Here is a 15,275-nt window from a genome sequence, read left to right as displayed (position 1 = left end):
TTCTTGCTGCCATTGTGGAGCATGGCCGCGCGGGGGCGCCTTGCCCCGGCATCAGGCCTTTCCCTGAGCGCAGGGCCAGTCGAGCACCACCGACGTGCCTCCCTCGCAGCCTGCCTCGATGCCCAGCACCGCGCCGATGGCGTCGGCGCGGGCACGCATGTTGGCCATGCCGCGGCCGGCGGCGCTTCCAGTCGCCGAGCTCGCCTGGAAGCCCCGGCCGTTGTCCCGCAACTCGATGCGCACCTGCGCCGGCGGGCCGTTCTGCCAGCTCGCGTGCAGGGCGATGCGCGTGGCCTGCGCATGCTTGAGCACGTTGGTGAACGCCTCCAGCAGGATGCGCTGCAACTGCAGCGAGGCCTGCGCCGAGAAGGCCGCGATCGGCGGCAGCTCGGCCACGTCCCAGTCCAGCGCGATGCCGGCCGCATCGAGCCGGGGCTGCAGCCGGTAGCGCAGCGTGGCCAGCATCGTGGCGAGGTCGTCGTGCATGGGCTGCAGGGAATCGACCGCCATCCGCATCTCGTCGAGCGCCAGCTGCACGTGCTCGGTCAGCACCTCGGTGCGCGCGTCGCGCTGCGTCACCATGTTGAGCAGCCCGACCAGCTGCGAGCCCACGCCGTCGTGGATCTCCCGCATGATGCGCTGCCGCTCCAGCAGCACGGCCTGCTCCTGCTGCTGCGCGCGCAGCGCTTCGAACGCGCCGCGCAGCTGCTGCTCGCGCTCGGCCACGCGCTCGGCCAGGCCGGCGTTCAAGGCCCGGTAGTCCGCCACCAGGCCGCTGTAGCGTTCCACCACGAGGCCCGCCAGGATGAGCACGAAGAAGAAGATGGCGTGCGAGGTCAGGGTGAACTCCGCACCGCCGAACAGGCCCGCGCGCACCGCGAGCAGGTCATGCGCCCCTGCCAGGATGGCAAGGCTGCCAGCGCCCAAGAGCACCCAGGCGATGCGCCTGCGGCTGCCGAAGGCCTCCCGCACCACGACCGGCAGGCAGACCGCGGCCACGAGCTCCAGCAGGGCCAGCCCGGTGGTCCAGAGCGCGGGCCGGGCCAGCGCGAAGGAGGCGCCTGCCAGCACGACGGCCGTGCCCAAGGCCGCCTGGATCATCCTGACCAGCCAGGGCGGGTTGCGCTCGACCACCAGCAGCACGAAGCGGGCGATGAGCGCGATGTGGCAGGCATAGCCCATCGCCACCAGCGCGCCCCACAGCGGCCAGGGCACCGGCACGTCGGTCCAGGCGCGGTCCAGGTTGCGGATCACGCCGAAGAAGGCTGCCAGGCTGAAGCAGCCGTAGAGCGCGTCGCGCTGCCGCCACCAGAGGCCGGCCGCCAGCCCGCCCATCAGCAGCAGGCTCACCGCATAGACCACCGAGGAGGTATGGCGCCAGCGCCGCTGCGCGACGTGGAGTGCCTCCATCGCCGTCTCCGGGCCGTAGCGCAACAGGCCCAGGCCACCGCCGCGCTGGCGCTGCACCGTGGTCTCGACGAGCAGTTCGTTGGCCTCTCCCGCACGCAGGAGCGATGCGGGCACGCGCAGCAGGTGGCTGGCCTTGGCTGCGTCGTGGCTGGGGTCGCCCAGGACGCCGAGTTGCGCGATGACGGCACCGTTGAGCGAGACCCTGGCCTGGTTGCCGGTGCCCGACAGGACCAGGGCCTGCGGCTCGCCACCCACGCCAGTCCCGGGGGGCAGCGTGATCCGGTATTGCGCCGTGCCTCCCCGGCCCGGGAATTCATGATCCCATCGAAGCGGCAGTTCGACCTCGCGCTGGCTGGCGGGCAGGCCCTCGGGCTGGAACGAAGCCGATGCCGCATCCAGCACGCGGCTCTGGGCCAGTGCCGGCGCCGCCAGGACCATGAGGAACAGGGCGCCGGCCACCCTCCGGCCCAGCGTGCGGAGCAGATGCGCGAAGCGCAGCACGGTCAGGGAAGCCACCCCAGATTGCGGGCCTCGAACACGGCTTCCGACTTGTTGTGGACGTCCAGCTTGCCGTAGATGTTGCGGATGTGGGTCTGCACGGTGGTGACCGAGACCCCCATCCGCGCCGCCACTTCCAGATAAGGGAAGCCTCGCGACACCAGGTCCAGCACCTCGAACTCGCGCGGCGAGAGGCGCTCCGGCGCAGGGCTCGCGCCGGGGCTCGCCGCGGGTGCCGGGGCAGGCACCTGCGGCTGGTTCGCCTGCCAGCGCCGAAGCAGCTGCCGCGCGATGACCGGCGACATCGGCGAGCCGCCCGCGCGCAGGTTGCGGATGTGGGTCGCGAGGTCGGCTTCGGTCCCGTCCTTCAGCAGGTAGCCGCTCGCGCCGGCCTCGAAGGCCTGCACCATGTTGGCCTCGTCGCCGAAGATCGAGATCACCATGACCGCGCAGGCCGGCTGGGTGCGGCGGCAGTCGCGGATCACGTCCAGGCCGGAACGGTCGGGCAGGCCCAGGTCCACCAGCAGCACGTCCACCGGGTTGTCGGCCAGCCAGCCGAGGATCTCGCGCGCGGTGCCCGCACCGTAGGCCAGGGCCAGCGAGGGATCGGCCCGGATGACGCGGGAGATGCGCTCCCGCATCGGGATGTCGTCTTCGACCAGGGCGACTTGGGTGGGAGACATCTTGAAGGCGTGAAGGGCAAGAAGCTGCCTACTGCCATGCCGCGCGGGCAATGCTGCCCTGGTACTGGGGCACGCCCGACTTGAAGATCTCGATGTTCACCGCGTTGTCGTCGATCTCCAGCAGGCCCCAGTTGCGCTGCAGGGCGCCAAGGGTGACGGCGGTGCAGATGGCAGCGCCGGAAGCGGTGGCTTCGAACAGCGGCCTGCCGCCGGTCTGCCTGTAGGTGGCCAGGTTGTTGTCGTGGATGTCGCCGCTCAGGACCAGGATGCGGTGCCTGGCGGCCAGCGCCAGCAGCCGTTTGTAGTCCTGCTCGTGATCGAGCCAGGTCTCGCCGTTGCGCGCCTCGAAGACCACGCCGGAGGCGACGAGGTGCACGGTGTCGGGGTCGGCTGCATCGCAGGCCGCCTCGAGCGCGGCCAGCTGGGTCTCACCGAGCATCGATCCCTTCCGCCTCTTGTAGCTGCGCCCGTCGGTGAGGTGCAGCAGCACCTTGCCGGGCAATGCCACCGTGCTGTAGCCGGGCTCGGCCACGTCCGGGCTCCAGGCGAAGGGCGATGCCGGGAAGCTCCCGGACGCCAGGCGTGCCGCCAGCGCCGCGCGATAGGCTGCGAACACCGCGCGGCTGGGTGGCACGTAGATCCGCCATGGGGGCTGCTTCGCGATGTCGCCCCCGCAGGCGCCGTTCCACAGGAAGTCGTGGTCGTCCCAGATCGCATAGGTCGAGAGCTGGGGCCGCTGCACCAGCGCGCGGAATCCGGGCTGCGCCAACTGGCGGGCGATGCGCTTGTGCGCGTGCTGCGCGAAGCCGTCGGCGCTCATTTCCTTCAGCTTGGCCATGCTGGAATCATCGGCGTCGTAGTAGGCCGAATCGCCCAGCAGCACCAGCACATCGGGATTGCGCGCCGCAATCTCGTTCCACGCGGGCTGCTGGGGAAAGCTGACGGACGACATGCAGGAGGTGAAGGCGATGCGCATGCAATGATCCTCGGACGAGTACGCGAGCGTAGCCTAGGCGCCCGCGGCCGCGCGCGCCATCCTGCCTTTGGGGGATGCCTCCCCCGCTATGCCAGCGCCCGCAGCTCCCGCAGCGCCACGGCCAGCATCGCCGCGTCGGGCGCTGGCACCGCGCGCAGCTCGCCCATCAGCTGCGCCGCCCGCTCCAGCGTGCGGCCGTTGCTGGCCTGCCAGGTCTCGACCAGGGCCTCCGGCGACTCGGCCTCGCCGCCGCCCGCCAGCACCGCGCCGGTGATGGAGCGCTGCAGGCCCGAGAGGTCGTCCTGCATCGCGCCCTTGGCCAGCGCCTGCCAGTGCTGGTCGCCCGGCAGCGCCGAGATGCGGTCGCGCAGCCAGGGCATGCCGAGCCGGTTGGCGAGGTCGAAGTAGATCGCCGCCACCAGCTCGACTGGCCAGCGCGCGCTGCCGGCGATCTCGGCGATGTCGAGCGTGGCGTAGAGCGAGCCGAAGTTCAGCACGCGGTCGGCCAGCTCGCGCGGCACGCCCTTGGCGGCGTACTGGGCCGCGGCGGCCTCGACGCGCGCGCGCTCGTCGGCATCGAGCAGCTGCGGCAGCCGCGCCGACAGCGTCTCCACGTTGGACTGAAAGTACTCGATGGTCGAGGCCATGTCCTCGGCCAGGCGCCTGGAGCGCAGGAACCACATGGTGCCGCGCTCCAGCTGCCGGCTGGTGTCGATCAGCATGCGCGACTGCACCTCGTCGTCGACCCGGTTGTCCAGCGCCTCGATCGCCTGCCACAGCGACACCATGCCGAAGATCTCGCGCGACAGCAGGTAGGCACGCACCACCTCGAAGGCGCGCGCGCCGGTGGTTTCGACCAGCCGGTGCACGAAGGTGCTGCCAACGCGGTTGATCGTGCTGTTGGTCACGTGGGTGGCGATGATCTCGCGCTTGAGCGGATGGCGCGGCATCCAGGCGGCGAACTTCTGGCGCATCAGCGCCGGGAAGTAGCGCTCCAGCGCGGTCGCGACCCAGGGGTCGTCGGGCAGCGGCGACTCCAGCAGCTCGTCGTAGAGCCAGATCTTGCTGTAGGCCAGCACCACCGCGCGCTCCGGGCTGGTGAGGCCCTGGCCCTGGGCCCGGCGCTCGGCCAGTTCCTCGTCGGCCGGCAGGTACTCGATCGCCCGGTTGAGCCGCCCGGCCTTTTCCAGGTATTGCATGAAGCGCGTCTGCGCGTCCAGCAGCTGCGGCGCGATGCGGCCGGTGACCGAGAGCACCTGGGTCTGGAAGACGTTGTCGCGCAGCACCAGCGCGGCCACGTCGTCGGTCATCTCTGGCAGGATCGCATTGCGCTGCTTTTCGGTGAGCTCGCCCTCGGTGACCGGCAGACCCAGCAGGATCTTGATGTTGACCTCGTGGTCGGAGGTGTCGACGCCGGCCGAGTTGTCGATCGCATCGGTGTTGATGCGACCGCCCGCGCGCGCGAACTCGATGCGCCCCAGCTGCGTGCAGCCCAGGTTGCCGCCCTCGGCGAAGACCTTGCAGCGCAGCTCGCGGCCATTGACGCGCAGCGCGTCGTTGGCGCGATCGCCCACCTGCGCGTGGGTCTCGCCGGCGGCCTTGACGTAGGTGCCGATGCCACCGTTGTAGATCAGCGCCACCGGGGCCTTGAGGATGGCATTGACCAGCTCGGTGGGCGTCAGCGCATCGGCCTGGATGTCCAGCACCTGCTTCACCTGCGGCGTGAGCGCGATCGACTTGGCGCTGCGCGCATGAATGCCGCCGCCTTCGGAGATCAGCGAGGCATCGTAGTCGGCCCATGAGGAGCGCGGCAGCTTGAACAGGCGCTCGCGCTCGGCAAAGCTCTTCGCGGCATCGGGCGTGGGGTCGAGGAAGATGTGCCGGTGATCGAAGGCCGCCACCAGCAGGATGTGCGGGGACAGCAGCATGCCGTTGCCGAACACGTCGCCCGACATGTCGCCGATGCCCGCGACCGTGAACTCGGTGCTCTGGGTGTCGATGCCCATCTCGCGGAAATGCCGCTTCACCGACTCCCAGGCCCCGCGCGCCGTGATGCCCATGGCCTTGTGGTCGTAGCCCACCGAGCCGCCGGAGGCGAAGGCGTCGCCGAGCCAGAAGCCGTATTCCTTGCTGATGCCGTTGGCATAGTCGCTGAAGGTGGCGGTGCCCTTGTCGGCTGCCACCACGAGGTACGGGTCGTCCGGATCATGGCGGCGCACCTGCGGCGGCGGCACCACCGCCGTCCCCGCGAGGTTGTCGGTGATGTCGAGCAGACCGCGCAGGTAATCCTGGTAGCAGGCCACGCCCTCGCGCATGTAGGCATCGCGGTCGGCCGGCGACGGCGCGCGCTTGAGCACGAAGCCGCCCTTGGAGCCGACCGGCACGATCACGATGTTCTTGACCATCTGCGCCTTCACCAGGCCCAGCACCTCGGTGCGGAAATCCTCCGCCCGGTCCGACCAGCGCAGGCCGCCGCGCGCCACGCGGCCGCCGCGCAGGTGCACGCCCTCGAAGCGGGTCGAGTACACGAAGATCTCGAACAGTGGCTTGGGCGCCGGCAGATCCGGCACCTTGGCCGCGTCGAACTTGAAGGACAGGAAGCCGCGCCGCCGCCCGGCTGCGTCGCGGCGCCAGAAGTTGGTACGCAGCGTCGCCTGGATCAGCGCCAGATACTGGCGCAGCACACGGTCTTCCGACAGGTTGGACACCTCGTCCAGCGCGGCCTCGATGTCGCCGACCTTCTTGGCCTCGCGGGCCTGTGCATCGGGCGGCGCTTCCGGATCGAAGCGCAGCTTGAACAGCTCCACCAGGGCGCGCGCAATGCCGGCGTGCGTCGCCAGCGTCGCTTCGATGAAGGACTGCGAGAGCGAGAAACCGATCTGCCGCATGTACTTGGCGTAAGCCCGCAGCACCACGATTTCGTGGGCCGGCAGGCGCGCCGCCAGCACCAGGCGGTTGAAGTCGTCGTTCTCGACCTCGCCGCCGAGCACCGCGGCGAAGGCCTCCTCGAACACCGGGCGCAGCGCGTCGACCTCGATCTCGGCCTCGCCCGAGGCGCTCTGCAGGCCGAAGTCGTGGATCCAGATCGGCGCCTCGCCCTGGGGCGCCAGCCGATGCGGATGCTCGTCCAGCACCTTCATGCCCAGGTGCTCCAGCATCGGCAGACTGGCCGAGAGCGTGAGCGGCTCGCCGCGCCGCAGCAGCTTGAAGCGCAGCGTGTCGGGCGGCGCCTCCAGCGGCCGGTAGAGGTTCATGCCCAGCGGCTGGGCCTCGCCCAGCCCCGCCATCAGCTCGATGTCGTGCACGGCGGCCCGCGCGGCGAATTCTTCGCGGTAGCCGGCCGGGAAGGCGGCACCGAAACGCCGCAGCAGTGCGTTGCCGCGGGCTTCGCCGGCCGCCTCGATCAGCGCGGTCTTCAGGTCATCGTCCCAGCGCCGCGCAGCCGCGACCAGCCGCTCCTCCAGCTCGCGCACGTCGAAGAAGGGAATGCTGCCGGGCTTGGTGCGCACGGTGATCTGGATGCGCGCCAGCACCGATTCCGACAGGTGCACGTTGAACTCGGAGCTCGTCCCGTTGAACTCGCGCATCAGGATGTCCTGCCACTTCTGGCGCAGCTCGGTGGTGTAGTTCTCGCGGGGCGCGTAGATCAGGCAGGACAGGAAGCGCTCGAAGGGGTCGCGCCGCACGAACAGCCGGAAGCGCTGGCGCTCGCCCAGGTGCAGGATGCCCATGGCGGTCTGCAGCAGGTCGTCGTCCGAGGTCTGGAACAACTCGTCGCGCGGATACGTCTCGAGGATGTTGAGCAGCGCCTTGCCCGAATGGCTGCCCGCCGCCAGGCCGGCGCGCTCGACCACGCTGGCGATCTTGCGGCGCAGCAGCGGAATCTCGGCCGGGTTGGCGCTGTAGGCGGTGGAGGTGAAGAGGCCGAGGAAGCGGTCCTCGCCACACACCTCGCCCTGGTCGTCGAAGCGCTTGACGGCCACGTAGTCCAGGTGGCCGGGCCGGTGCACGGTGGAGCGCGAGGTGGATTTGGTCACCACCAGCAGCTCGGGCCGGCGCGCGTAGGCGCGCACCTCGGGCGGCAGCGCGGCGAAGGCGGCGGCGCCATCGGGCTTGGAGGACGCCTCGCGCAGGATGCCGAGGCCGGAGCCGGGCACGACCTTCAGCACATCCTCGCCGTCCACCCGCGCCAGCTCGTGGCTGCGGCAGCCGAGGAAGGTGAAGTGGTTGTCCGCCAGCCAGCGCAGGAAGGCCTGGCCCTCGGCCAGTTCCTGCGGCGGGATGGGCGGAGCGCGCTCGTCCAGCCCCTGCACGATGGCCAGTACGCGTTCGCGCATCGGCTTCCAGTCGGCGACCGTCTGCCGCACGTCGTCGAGCACGCGCTCCAGGTCGGCGGCCAGCGCCTCCATGCGCGCGGCATCGGGAACGCGATCGACTTCCACGTGGATGAAGGATTCGCGGCGGGCCTCGGGCGACGCGCCCTCCTCCGCCGCCAGGCCTTTCAGCACGCCATCGGCGCCGCGCTCGACCGCCACCAGCGGATGGATGATCAGGTGCAGCGTGAGCCCGTGCCGGTTGACCTCCATGGTCACGGAGTCGACCAGGAAAGGCATGTCGTCATTGACCATCTCGATGATGGTGTGGGTGGACTGCCAGCCGTGCTCGGCGATGGTCGGGTTGAAGACCCTGAGCTTGGCCTTTCCCGGTTCGCGCTTGCGGGCGAAGTTCCAGTGCGACAGGGCCGCACCGTACAGGTCGGCCACCTCGCGCTCGGCCAGGTCCTCCGGGTCGACCTGGCCGAAATAGCGGCGGACGAAGCCCGCGGGCTCCTCCGCCGATTCGGCCGGGAGCCTGGCGCGCACCAGTTGCTCCACTTCGTCCAGGCGCTCTGCCCTGCGCCCCGCTTCCGTCGTCTGAGCGGTCATCAGCATGCTTGTCTCCGGTTGGCGCCTGTAATCTACATCGCAATCCGGTCGGAAATATGACTTGCGCCCGCCCGCGCCCGGGCCGAGACTGCTCGGTTCGGCCACGCGCGCGCGGCGCTCTGGCGCGTCAGCCAGCGATGTAGTTGTGCAGTTGTTCGATGATGAACTTCTGCTCCGAGATGATGCCCTTGACCAGGTCGCCGATCGAAATCAGCCCGACGAGCTTGCCGTCGTCATCGAGCACCGGCAGATGCCGTACCCGGCTCTCGGTCATCAGCGCCATGCATTCCTCGGTGCTCTGGGTGGGATGCACGTAGATCACCGAGCTGGTCATGATCTCGCGCAGCTTCGTGTCCTTGGAGGAGCGCGCCATCAGCACGACCTTGCGCGCGTAGTCCCGCTCGCTGAGCACGCCGACGATGCGCTCGCCCTCCATCACCAGCAGGGCGCCGATGTTCTTCTGAGCCATCAGCGCGACGGCCTCGAACACCGAGGCGTCGGGCCCGATGCTGTGCACGACGCCGACGCCGCCTTTTTCCTTGAGGATTTCTGCCACTGTCTTCATCGTTCATGTCTCCGGCTGGGGCTCATGGCTTGCATGAGAGCACATGCCGGGCAGAGTCGGCAAGCCCCCTCTAACATGTCCGTCATCGCAACACGACGGCGGAGAACTCCATGGATCTTCAACTCAGCGGCAAGCACGTGCTGGTCACCGGCGGCAGCCGCGGCATCGGGCTGGCCTGTGCGCGCGGCTTCCTGCGCGAGGGCGCGCAGGTCAGCCTGGCAGGGCGCAGCCAGGACCACCTGGATTCGGCGCTCGCGCAACTGCGCGCCGAGGGCCACACTGCGGTCCGCGGCCATGCGGCCGACCTGGGCGACGCGCAGGCCGCGCTGGCGATGCTGGACGCCGCGGAAGCCGGGTTCGGCCCCGTGGAGGTGTTGGTCAATTCCGCCGGCGCAGCGCGGCGCACGCCCTTCGACGAGCTGCGGCCGCAGGCCTGGCAGGACGCGATGCAGGCCAAATTCTTCACCTACATCCACGTGATGGACCCGGCCATCAAGCGCATGGGCGCACGCGGCGCTGGCGCCATCGTCAACATCATCGGCATGGGCGGCAAGGTCGCCACGACCACTCACCTGGCCGGCGGCGCCGCCAATGCCGCGCTGATGCTGGCCACCGCGGGCCTGGCCACGGCCTACGGTCCGCGGGGCGTGCGCGTGAACGCGGTCAATCCCGCCATGACGCTGACCGACCGCATGGCCGAGGGCCTGGCGGCCGAAGCGCGGATGCGGCAGCGCAGCGAAGATGACGTGCGGCGCGACGCCGAGGCCCGCATGCCGCTCGGGCGGATCGCGAAGCCGGAAGACATCGCCGATGCGGTGCTGTTCCTGAGCTCGCCGCGGGCAGGCTACATCTCGGGCGCGATCGTGTCGATGGATGGGGCCGCAACGCCGATGGTGGTCTGAGCGAAATCAATCGTCCCGATCGTCCCAGTCGCGGCGGTGGTGATGGTGGCGCCAGCGCCAACGTTCGCCGGGATAGTAGGCCGGCGCCGGCGGCCCGTAGTACACCGGGGCGGGTCGGTAGACGGGCGCGGGGCGGTAATACGCCGGCGGCGCAGGCTCGTAGTAGATCGGCGGTGCTGGGCGCGTGTAGACGGGAGCGGGCTGGTAGTACACCGGCCCCGGGTCGGCAACGCCGACTGCGACGCCCGGCACATTGATGCCCACGGACCAGTTGGCGCCGGCCTGGGCCGACGCGGCGGCGAACAGGGCCCCGGCTGCCACCGCACCTGCAGCAGCCCATTTCACGAAGACAGAACGATCAAGGTTCACAAGAACTCCAGAGGGAGGCGGATGCCGCCCTTGCCCTCCACCAACGCGGACGCCGGGGACCGGGTTCACGTCCACACCATGAAGATGGTTGCCAAACGTCACTGCCCGACCGCTTTTCATATCGCGGCTCAGGCCCTCGGCCGTGCGCGCTCGGCTCGATCACCCGAGGCCCGAGCCCGCACCAGAGCAGCAGCGCGCTGTCGCGCGGGACCAAGGGGTTGAAGCCGTCGTAGAGCGCCGGGCAATTCGCCTGCGTGAGATTGACGCCGAAGTGGACGTCGTACATGTCGTGCAGTGCCGTCGGGCGCCACGCCGATTTCCGTGATGAGCATGCCGCCCAGCGTGGCCGGAGCAACGCTCCGGTATTTGCGACTGCGAGCGCCCTGACGAGATCTCCACGTCCGGACGCGAATCTAGGTCCGCATCACCGCAACGACACGCTTGCAAACGGCATAGGTGGTAGTGAGCCACGAACCCGCGCAACACCGGCAATAAAAAAGCCCAAGAGCCTTGAGTTTCTTGGGCTTTTCAGGCTTCCGCGAAGTTCGTGAAAGCACAGTTGGCGGAGAGGGTGGGATTCGAACCCACGGTACGGGGTTACCGTACGCCTGATTTCGAGTCAGGTACATTCGACCACTCTGCCACCTCTCCGGAGTCTGGTGTTTGTCGAGCCCGCGATTCTAGCAGAGACTTTGCGGGCCGCTTTTCAGGCCCGCAACACTTCCAGCCCGCCCAGGTAAGGCCGCAGGACGGCCGGCACCGCGATCGACCCGTCGGGCTGCTGGTGGTTCTCCAGCACCGCCACCAGCGTGCGGCCGACCGCCAGGCCCGAGCCGTTGAGCGTGTGCACCAACTCGTTCTTGCCCTGGGCGTTCTTGAAGCGCGCCTGCAGGCGACGCGCCTGGAAGGCCTCGCAGTTCGACACCGAGCTGATCTCGCGGTAGGTGTTCTGCGCCGGGAGCCAGACCTCGAGGTCGTAGGTCTTGGATGCGCCGAAGCCCATGTCGCCGGTACACAGCAGCACCACGCGGTAAGGCAGCTCAAGCGCCTGCAGCACGGCCTCGGCGTGGCCGGTCATCTGTTCCAGCGCCTCGTAGCTCTTCTCGGGGTGTGTGATCTGCACCATCTCGACCTTGTCGAACTGGTGCTGGCGGATCATGCCGCGCGTGTCGCGCCCGGCGCTTCCGGCCTCGGAGCGGAAGCAGGGGGTGTGCGCCGTCAGGCGGATGGGCAATTGCGCCTCGGCCAGCACCTCGTCGCGCACGAAGTTCGTGAGCGGCACCTCGCTGGTGGGAATGAGGTAGAGCGCCGAATGATCGGGCGCGGGCTCGCCTTCCTGCCCCCCCTTCTTCGCAGCGAACAGGTCGCCCTCGAACTTGGGCAGCTGGCCAGTGCCGCGCAGCGTGTCTGCGTTGACCACGTAGGGCACGTAGCACTCGGTGTAACCGTGCTGCTGCGTCTGCATGTCGAGCATGAACTGCGACAGCGCCCGGTGCAGCCGTGCGATCGGGCCCTTCATCACCGTGAAGCGCGAGCCCGCAAGCTTGACGCCGGTCTCGAAATCCAGGCCCAGCGGCGCGCCCAGGTCCACGTGGTCACGCGCCTCGAAGCCGAGTGCGGGCGCGTCGGCGCCGTTGCCGCCCTTCGGGCTCCAGCGGCGGACCTCGACGTTCGCCGTTTCGTCATCTCCCGCGGGTACGCTCGGATGCGGCAGGTTCGGCACCGCGAGCAGCAGGGCCTGCAGTTCGGGCTGGATCTGCTCGAGCCGCGTGGCGGACGATTCCTGCTCGCTCTTGAGCGCATTGACTTCAGCCATGAGCGCGTCGACGGACTCACCCTTGGCTTTCAGCGGCCCGATCTGCTTGTTGAGCGCATTGCGGCGCGCCTGCAGTTCCTCGGTGCGGGTCTGCAGCGTCTTGCGCTCGGCCTCGAGCGCGCTGAAGCTGGCCACGTCGAGGAAGGTCTGGTTCTTCTTGCGGGTTTCGAGGCGGGCAACGACCGAGGCGAGGTCCTTGCGTAGCAGTGTGATGTCGAGCATTTGCCGATTTTAGGTGCGCCCATCCGAGGCAGTGGTGTGCATCGCGCGGAGGACGTAGGATCGCCCCTCCTGTCATACATGCCTCAATCCAAGGAGATTTCAAAATGGAAGCCTATCTGTCATTCAATGGAAACGCGGCCGACGCGCTGGCCTTCTACGCCAAGAGCCTGGGCGGCAAGATTCTTTTCAGCATGACCTTCGGCGAAAGCCCCATGGGCAAGGACACGCCGGATGCATACAAGAGCAAGATCATGCATGCGACCTTCGAGGCTCGCGGCAAGCAGATCATGGCGTCCGACATGCCGCCCGGCATGCCCTTCGACGGCTACAAAGGCTTCTCGCTCTCGGTCCAGGCCAAGGACGTGAAGGAAGGGGAAGCGCTGTTCAAGGCCCTGTCCGAAGGCGGCAAGGTCACGATGCCCTATGCGGCCACCTTCTGGTCGCCGGGCTTCGGCATGCTGGAAGACAAGTTCGGCGTGCCGTGGATGGTCAACGTCGACCAGCCGCAGAGCTAAGCCAGGCTCGCCGGATCCACGTTGGCGCCGCACACGATCAGGCAGACCTTCTCGCCCTCGTGCGGCTGGTAGCGCCCGCTGTGGAGAGCCGCCAGCGGCAGGGCCGCTGCGGGCTCCACGGCGAGCTTGAGTTCCTTCCAGAGCCACAACTGCGCGGCGCGGATCGCCTCGTCGCTCAGCAGCATCGCATCGCGCACATGGCGCTGCGTGATGTCCCAGGCGAAGCCGCCGATGCGGCGCGCGCCCAGAGAATCCGCCGCGATGCCGCCCACGTCCACATCCACGGGCTCGCCGGCCTCGCGTGCGCGAAAGAGGGTCGGCGCCTGCTCGGGCTCGAGCGCCACCACGCGGCTGCGCTGCTCGAACCAGGCCGCCAGCCCGGCGATCAGGCCGCCGCCGCCGACGCTGACCAGCACCGCATCGGGCAAACCGCCCTGCTCCTCGATTTCACGGGCCAACGTGCCCGCGCCGGCCACCACCTCGGCCTGGTCGTAGGCATGGGTCAGCAGGGCGCCGCTCTCGCGCTGGCGCGCGAGGCAGGCCGCGAGCGCGTCGGCATACAGCTCGCCGCCGACCACGACGTTCGCGCCCAGCGCTCGCAGCCTGGCGCGCTTGGCTTCGGAAGACACCGTGGGCAGGAAAACCTCGCAAGGCGCGCGTAGCGCCTGCGCCGCGGCAGCGGTGGCGATGCCGGCGTTGCCGCCGGAGGCCACGATGGCGCCGCTCGCCGGAATCTCGTTGGCGAGCAGCCGGTTCATCATGCCGCGCGCCTTGAAGCTGCCACTGACCTGCAACTGTTCGAGCTTGAGCCAGACCTCCACACCGGGCACCTCGACACCGAACGCGCGGCCCGACAGCTTCCACAGCGGTGTCCTGCGCAGAAAATGCGGCGCGCGCTCCTCGATGCGGCGGGCCGCGGCCTCGATCTGCTGCCGCCAGTCGATCGCGGCGCTCACGAGATGTGCCCCGGCGGCGCCATGTCGTCCAGCTTCAGCCCCTTGGGCAGCGGGAACTTGAGCGTTTCCTCGATGCCATCCATCTTCCGCACCGACACTGCACCGAGCGCCTTGATGCGCTCGATCACCTCGCGCACCAGGATCTCGGGCGCCGAGGCGCCGGCCGTGAGGCCCACGCGGCTCTTGCCCTCGAACCACTCCGGCCGAAGTTCGGCGGCCGAGTCGACCATGTAGCTCTGCGTACCCAGCCGCTGCGCGAGCTCGCGCAGCCGGTTGCTGTTGGAACTGGTCGGGCTGCCGACCACGATCACCAGGTCCACCTGCGGGCTCAGCAGCTTGACCGCGTCCTGCCGGTTCTGCGTGGCGTAGCAGATGTCCTGCTGCTTGGGTTCGCGCACCTTCGGGAAGCGCGCGCGCACCGCGGCCGAGATCTCGGCCGCGTCGTCCACCGACAGCGTGGTCTGGGTGACCACGGCCAGCTTCTCGGTCTGCGCGGGCTGCACGTGCGCCACGTCTTCCACGTCCTCCACCAGGTGGATGCCGCTGGAGAGCTGGCCCATCGTGCCCTCGACCTCGGGGTGCCCCTTGTGGCCGATCATGATGAACTCGTAGCCTTCTCTCGCCAGCTTGGCGACCTCCACGTGCACCTTGGTCACCAGCGGACAGGTCGCGTCGAAGATCTCGAAGCCGCGTGCCCGGGCCTCGGTTTGCACCGCCTTGCTGACGCCGTGCGCGCTGAAGACCAGCGTCGCGCCGGGCGGCACCTCGGCCAGGTCCTCGATGAAGATCGCCCCCTTGGCCTTGAGCTCGTTGACCACGTAGGTGTTGTGCACGATCTCGTGGCGCACGTAGATCGGTGCGCCAAACTTGGCGATCGCCCGTTCGACGATTTCGATCGCGCGGTCCACACCGGCGCAAAAGCCGCGCGGCTCGGCAAGGATGACTTCCTGCACGCTCATAGGACCCCGATCAGTTGGACCTCGAAGCTCACCGGCTGCCCGGCGAGCGGATGGTTGAAGTCGAAGCGCACCGCCGTCTCGCCGAGTTCGATCACCGCACCGGCATAGCTGCCGCTGCCGTCGGGCGTGGGGAACTGCACCACGTCGCCCACCGCGTACTGCTCATCGGGGTCACCCATCTGCGCGAGCAGCGCGCGGGCCACCCATTGCTGCATCTCGGGATTGCGCTCCCCGAAGGCTTCGCCGGGCGGCAGCTCGAAGGTGGTGTGCGCGCCTTCCGCCAGGCCGATGAGGCGCAGCTCCATCGCCGGCGAGAGCTCGCCCGTGCCCAGCGAGAGCGTGGCCGGCTTGGCGCCGAAGGTGTTGATGATGTCGCCCGCAGGTCCCGCCAGCCGGTAGTGCAGCGTGAGAAAGGAACCGGGCGCCACGACGGCAGCGGAGGGGGTGGAGGACACGGTCGGGGATCGCTATAGACTGGG

Annotated in this window: 12 protein-coding genes and 1 tRNA gene; 2 read left to right on the top strand and 11 right to left on the bottom strand. The window is 69.1% G+C overall.

Going from position 1 to position 15,275, the window contains the following annotated elements; genetic code table 11:
• Positions 1 to 51 precede the first annotated feature (51 nt).
• The 5 genes from A8M77_RS10880 to A8M77_RS10860 form a co-directional block, all read right to left on the bottom strand.
• The gene (locus A8M77_RS10880; protein ID WP_086921577.1) at positions 52 to 1,926 is read right to left on the bottom strand and encodes a sensor histidine kinase; all 1,875 of its coding nucleotides are present in this window, start codon (positions 1,924 to 1,926) and stop codon (positions 52 to 54) included.
• Positions 1,914 to 2,591 (bottom strand): response regulator transcription factor, encoded by a 678-nt coding sequence (locus A8M77_RS10875; RefSeq protein ID WP_086921576.1) that lies wholly within the window; start codon positions 2,589 to 2,591, stop codon positions 1,914 to 1,916. The genes A8M77_RS10880 and A8M77_RS10875 overlap by 13 nt, the downstream gene beginning before the upstream one ends.
• Positions 2,592 to 2,619: 28 nt before the next feature.
• Positions 2,620 to 3,567, bottom strand: a complete 948-nt coding sequence (locus tag A8M77_RS10870) for an alkaline phosphatase D family protein (protein WP_086921575.1) — start codon at positions 3,565 to 3,567, stop codon at positions 2,620 to 2,622.
• An 86-nt stretch (positions 3,568 to 3,653) separates the two neighbouring features.
• Entirely contained in the window at positions 3,654 to 8,492 is a 4,839-nt protein-coding gene (locus A8M77_RS10865) for an NAD-glutamate dehydrogenase (protein WP_086921609.1), read from the bottom strand.
• A 127-nt stretch (positions 8,493 to 8,619) separates the two neighbouring features.
• Entirely contained in the window at positions 8,620 to 9,057 is a 438-nt protein-coding gene (locus A8M77_RS10860) for a CBS domain-containing protein (protein WP_086921574.1), read from the bottom strand.
• A gap of 110 nt (positions 9,058 to 9,167) precedes the next feature.
• Here A8M77_RS10860 and A8M77_RS10855 point away from each other — a divergent pair, with 110 nt between their 5' ends.
• Entirely contained in the window at positions 9,168 to 9,959 is a 792-nt protein-coding gene (locus tag A8M77_RS10855; protein WP_086921573.1) for an SDR family oxidoreductase, read from the top strand.
• Between the two features lie 6 nt (positions 9,960 to 9,965).
• On the opposite strand, the gene A8M77_RS10850 is transcribed toward A8M77_RS10855, so the two are convergent.
• From A8M77_RS10850 to serS, 3 genes are all read right to left on the bottom strand, one after another.
• On the bottom strand, positions 9,966 to 10,328 hold the full coding sequence (locus A8M77_RS10850; protein WP_086921572.1) for a hypothetical protein: 363 nt from the start codon (positions 10,326 to 10,328) through the stop codon (positions 9,966 to 9,968).
• 560 nt (positions 10,329 to 10,888) lie between these two features.
• A tRNA-Ser gene (locus A8M77_RS10845) sits at positions 10,889 to 10,979 on the bottom strand.
• A gap of 55 nt (positions 10,980 to 11,034) precedes the next feature.
• Positions 11,035 to 12,366 carry a serine--tRNA ligase gene (serS, locus tag A8M77_RS10840; protein WP_086921571.1) on the bottom strand — a complete coding sequence of 444 codons (1,332 nt, stop codon included), beginning with the start codon at positions 12,364 to 12,366 and terminating at the stop codon, positions 11,035 to 11,037.
• A 104-nt stretch (positions 12,367 to 12,470) separates the two neighbouring features.
• Between serS and A8M77_RS10835 the strand changes: the two genes are divergently transcribed.
• Positions 12,471 to 12,881 carry a VOC family protein gene (locus A8M77_RS10835; protein WP_086921570.1) on the top strand — a complete coding sequence of 137 codons (411 nt, stop codon included), beginning with the start codon at positions 12,471 to 12,473 and terminating at the stop codon, positions 12,879 to 12,881.
• On the opposite strand, the gene A8M77_RS10830 is transcribed toward A8M77_RS10835, so the two are convergent.
• Genes A8M77_RS10830 through A8M77_RS10820 form a run of 3 tightly spaced genes read right to left on the bottom strand, consistent with a single transcriptional unit; the run spans position 12,878 to position 15,251 of the window.
• The gene (locus A8M77_RS10830; protein WP_086921569.1) at positions 12,878 to 13,837 is read right to left on the bottom strand and encodes a threonine/serine dehydratase; all 960 of its coding nucleotides are present in this window, start codon (positions 13,835 to 13,837) and stop codon (positions 12,878 to 12,880) included. The genes A8M77_RS10835 and A8M77_RS10830 overlap by 4 nt on opposite strands.
• Positions 13,834 to 14,796: a 4-hydroxy-3-methylbut-2-enyl diphosphate reductase gene (gene ispH / locus A8M77_RS10825; RefSeq protein ID WP_086921568.1), complete on the bottom strand. Its 963-nt coding sequence runs from the start codon at positions 14,794 to 14,796 to the stop codon at positions 13,834 to 13,836. Before ispH ends, A8M77_RS10830 begins: the two co-directional genes overlap by 4 nt.
• Positions 14,793 to 15,251: an FKBP-type peptidyl-prolyl cis-trans isomerase gene (locus tag A8M77_RS10820; RefSeq protein WP_086921567.1), complete on the bottom strand. Its 459-nt coding sequence runs from the start codon at positions 15,249 to 15,251 to the stop codon at positions 14,793 to 14,795. The genes ispH and A8M77_RS10820 overlap by 4 nt, the downstream gene beginning before the upstream one ends.
• Positions 15,252 to 15,275 lie beyond the last annotated feature (24 nt).

The organism is Variovorax sp. JS1663, assembly GCF_002157355.1.
Taxonomy (GTDB): domain Bacteria; phylum Pseudomonadota; class Gammaproteobacteria; order Burkholderiales; family Burkholderiaceae_C; genus Variovorax.
Note: the sequence above shows the minus strand (reverse complement) of the source record. Positions and strands in the feature narration are given on the sequence as shown.

Bases quoted from the DNA above. Each gene is read 5' to 3' on its own strand.
- A8M77_RS10835 (WP_086921570.1), top strand. From the start codon at position 12,471: ATGGAAGCCTATCTGTCATTCAATGGAAACGCGGCCGACGCGCTGGCC.
- A8M77_RS10855 (WP_086921573.1), top strand. From the start codon at position 9,168: ATGGATCTTCAACTCAGCGGCAAGCACGTGCTGGTCACCGGCGGCAGC.
- ispH (WP_086921568.1), bottom strand. From the start codon at position 14,796: ATGAGCGTGCAGGAAGTCATCCTTGCCGAGCCGCGCGGCTTTTGCGCC.
- A8M77_RS10860 (WP_086921574.1), bottom strand. From the start codon at position 9,057: ATGAAGACAGTGGCAGAAATCCTCAAGGAAAAAGGCGGCGTCGGCGTC.
- serS (WP_086921571.1), bottom strand. From the start codon at position 12,366: ATGCTCGACATCACACTGCTACGCAAGGACCTCGCCTCGGTCGTTGCC.
- A8M77_RS10870 (WP_086921575.1), bottom strand. From the start codon at position 3,567: ATGCGCATCGCCTTCACCTCCTGCATGTCGTCCGTCAGCTTTCCCCAG.
- A8M77_RS10875 (WP_086921576.1), bottom strand. From the start codon at position 2,591: ATGTCTCCCACCCAAGTCGCCCTGGTCGAAGACGACATCCCGATGCGG.
- A8M77_RS10865 (WP_086921609.1), bottom strand. From the start codon at position 8,492: ATGACCGCTCAGACGACGGAAGCGGGGCGCAGGGCAGAGCGCCTGGAC.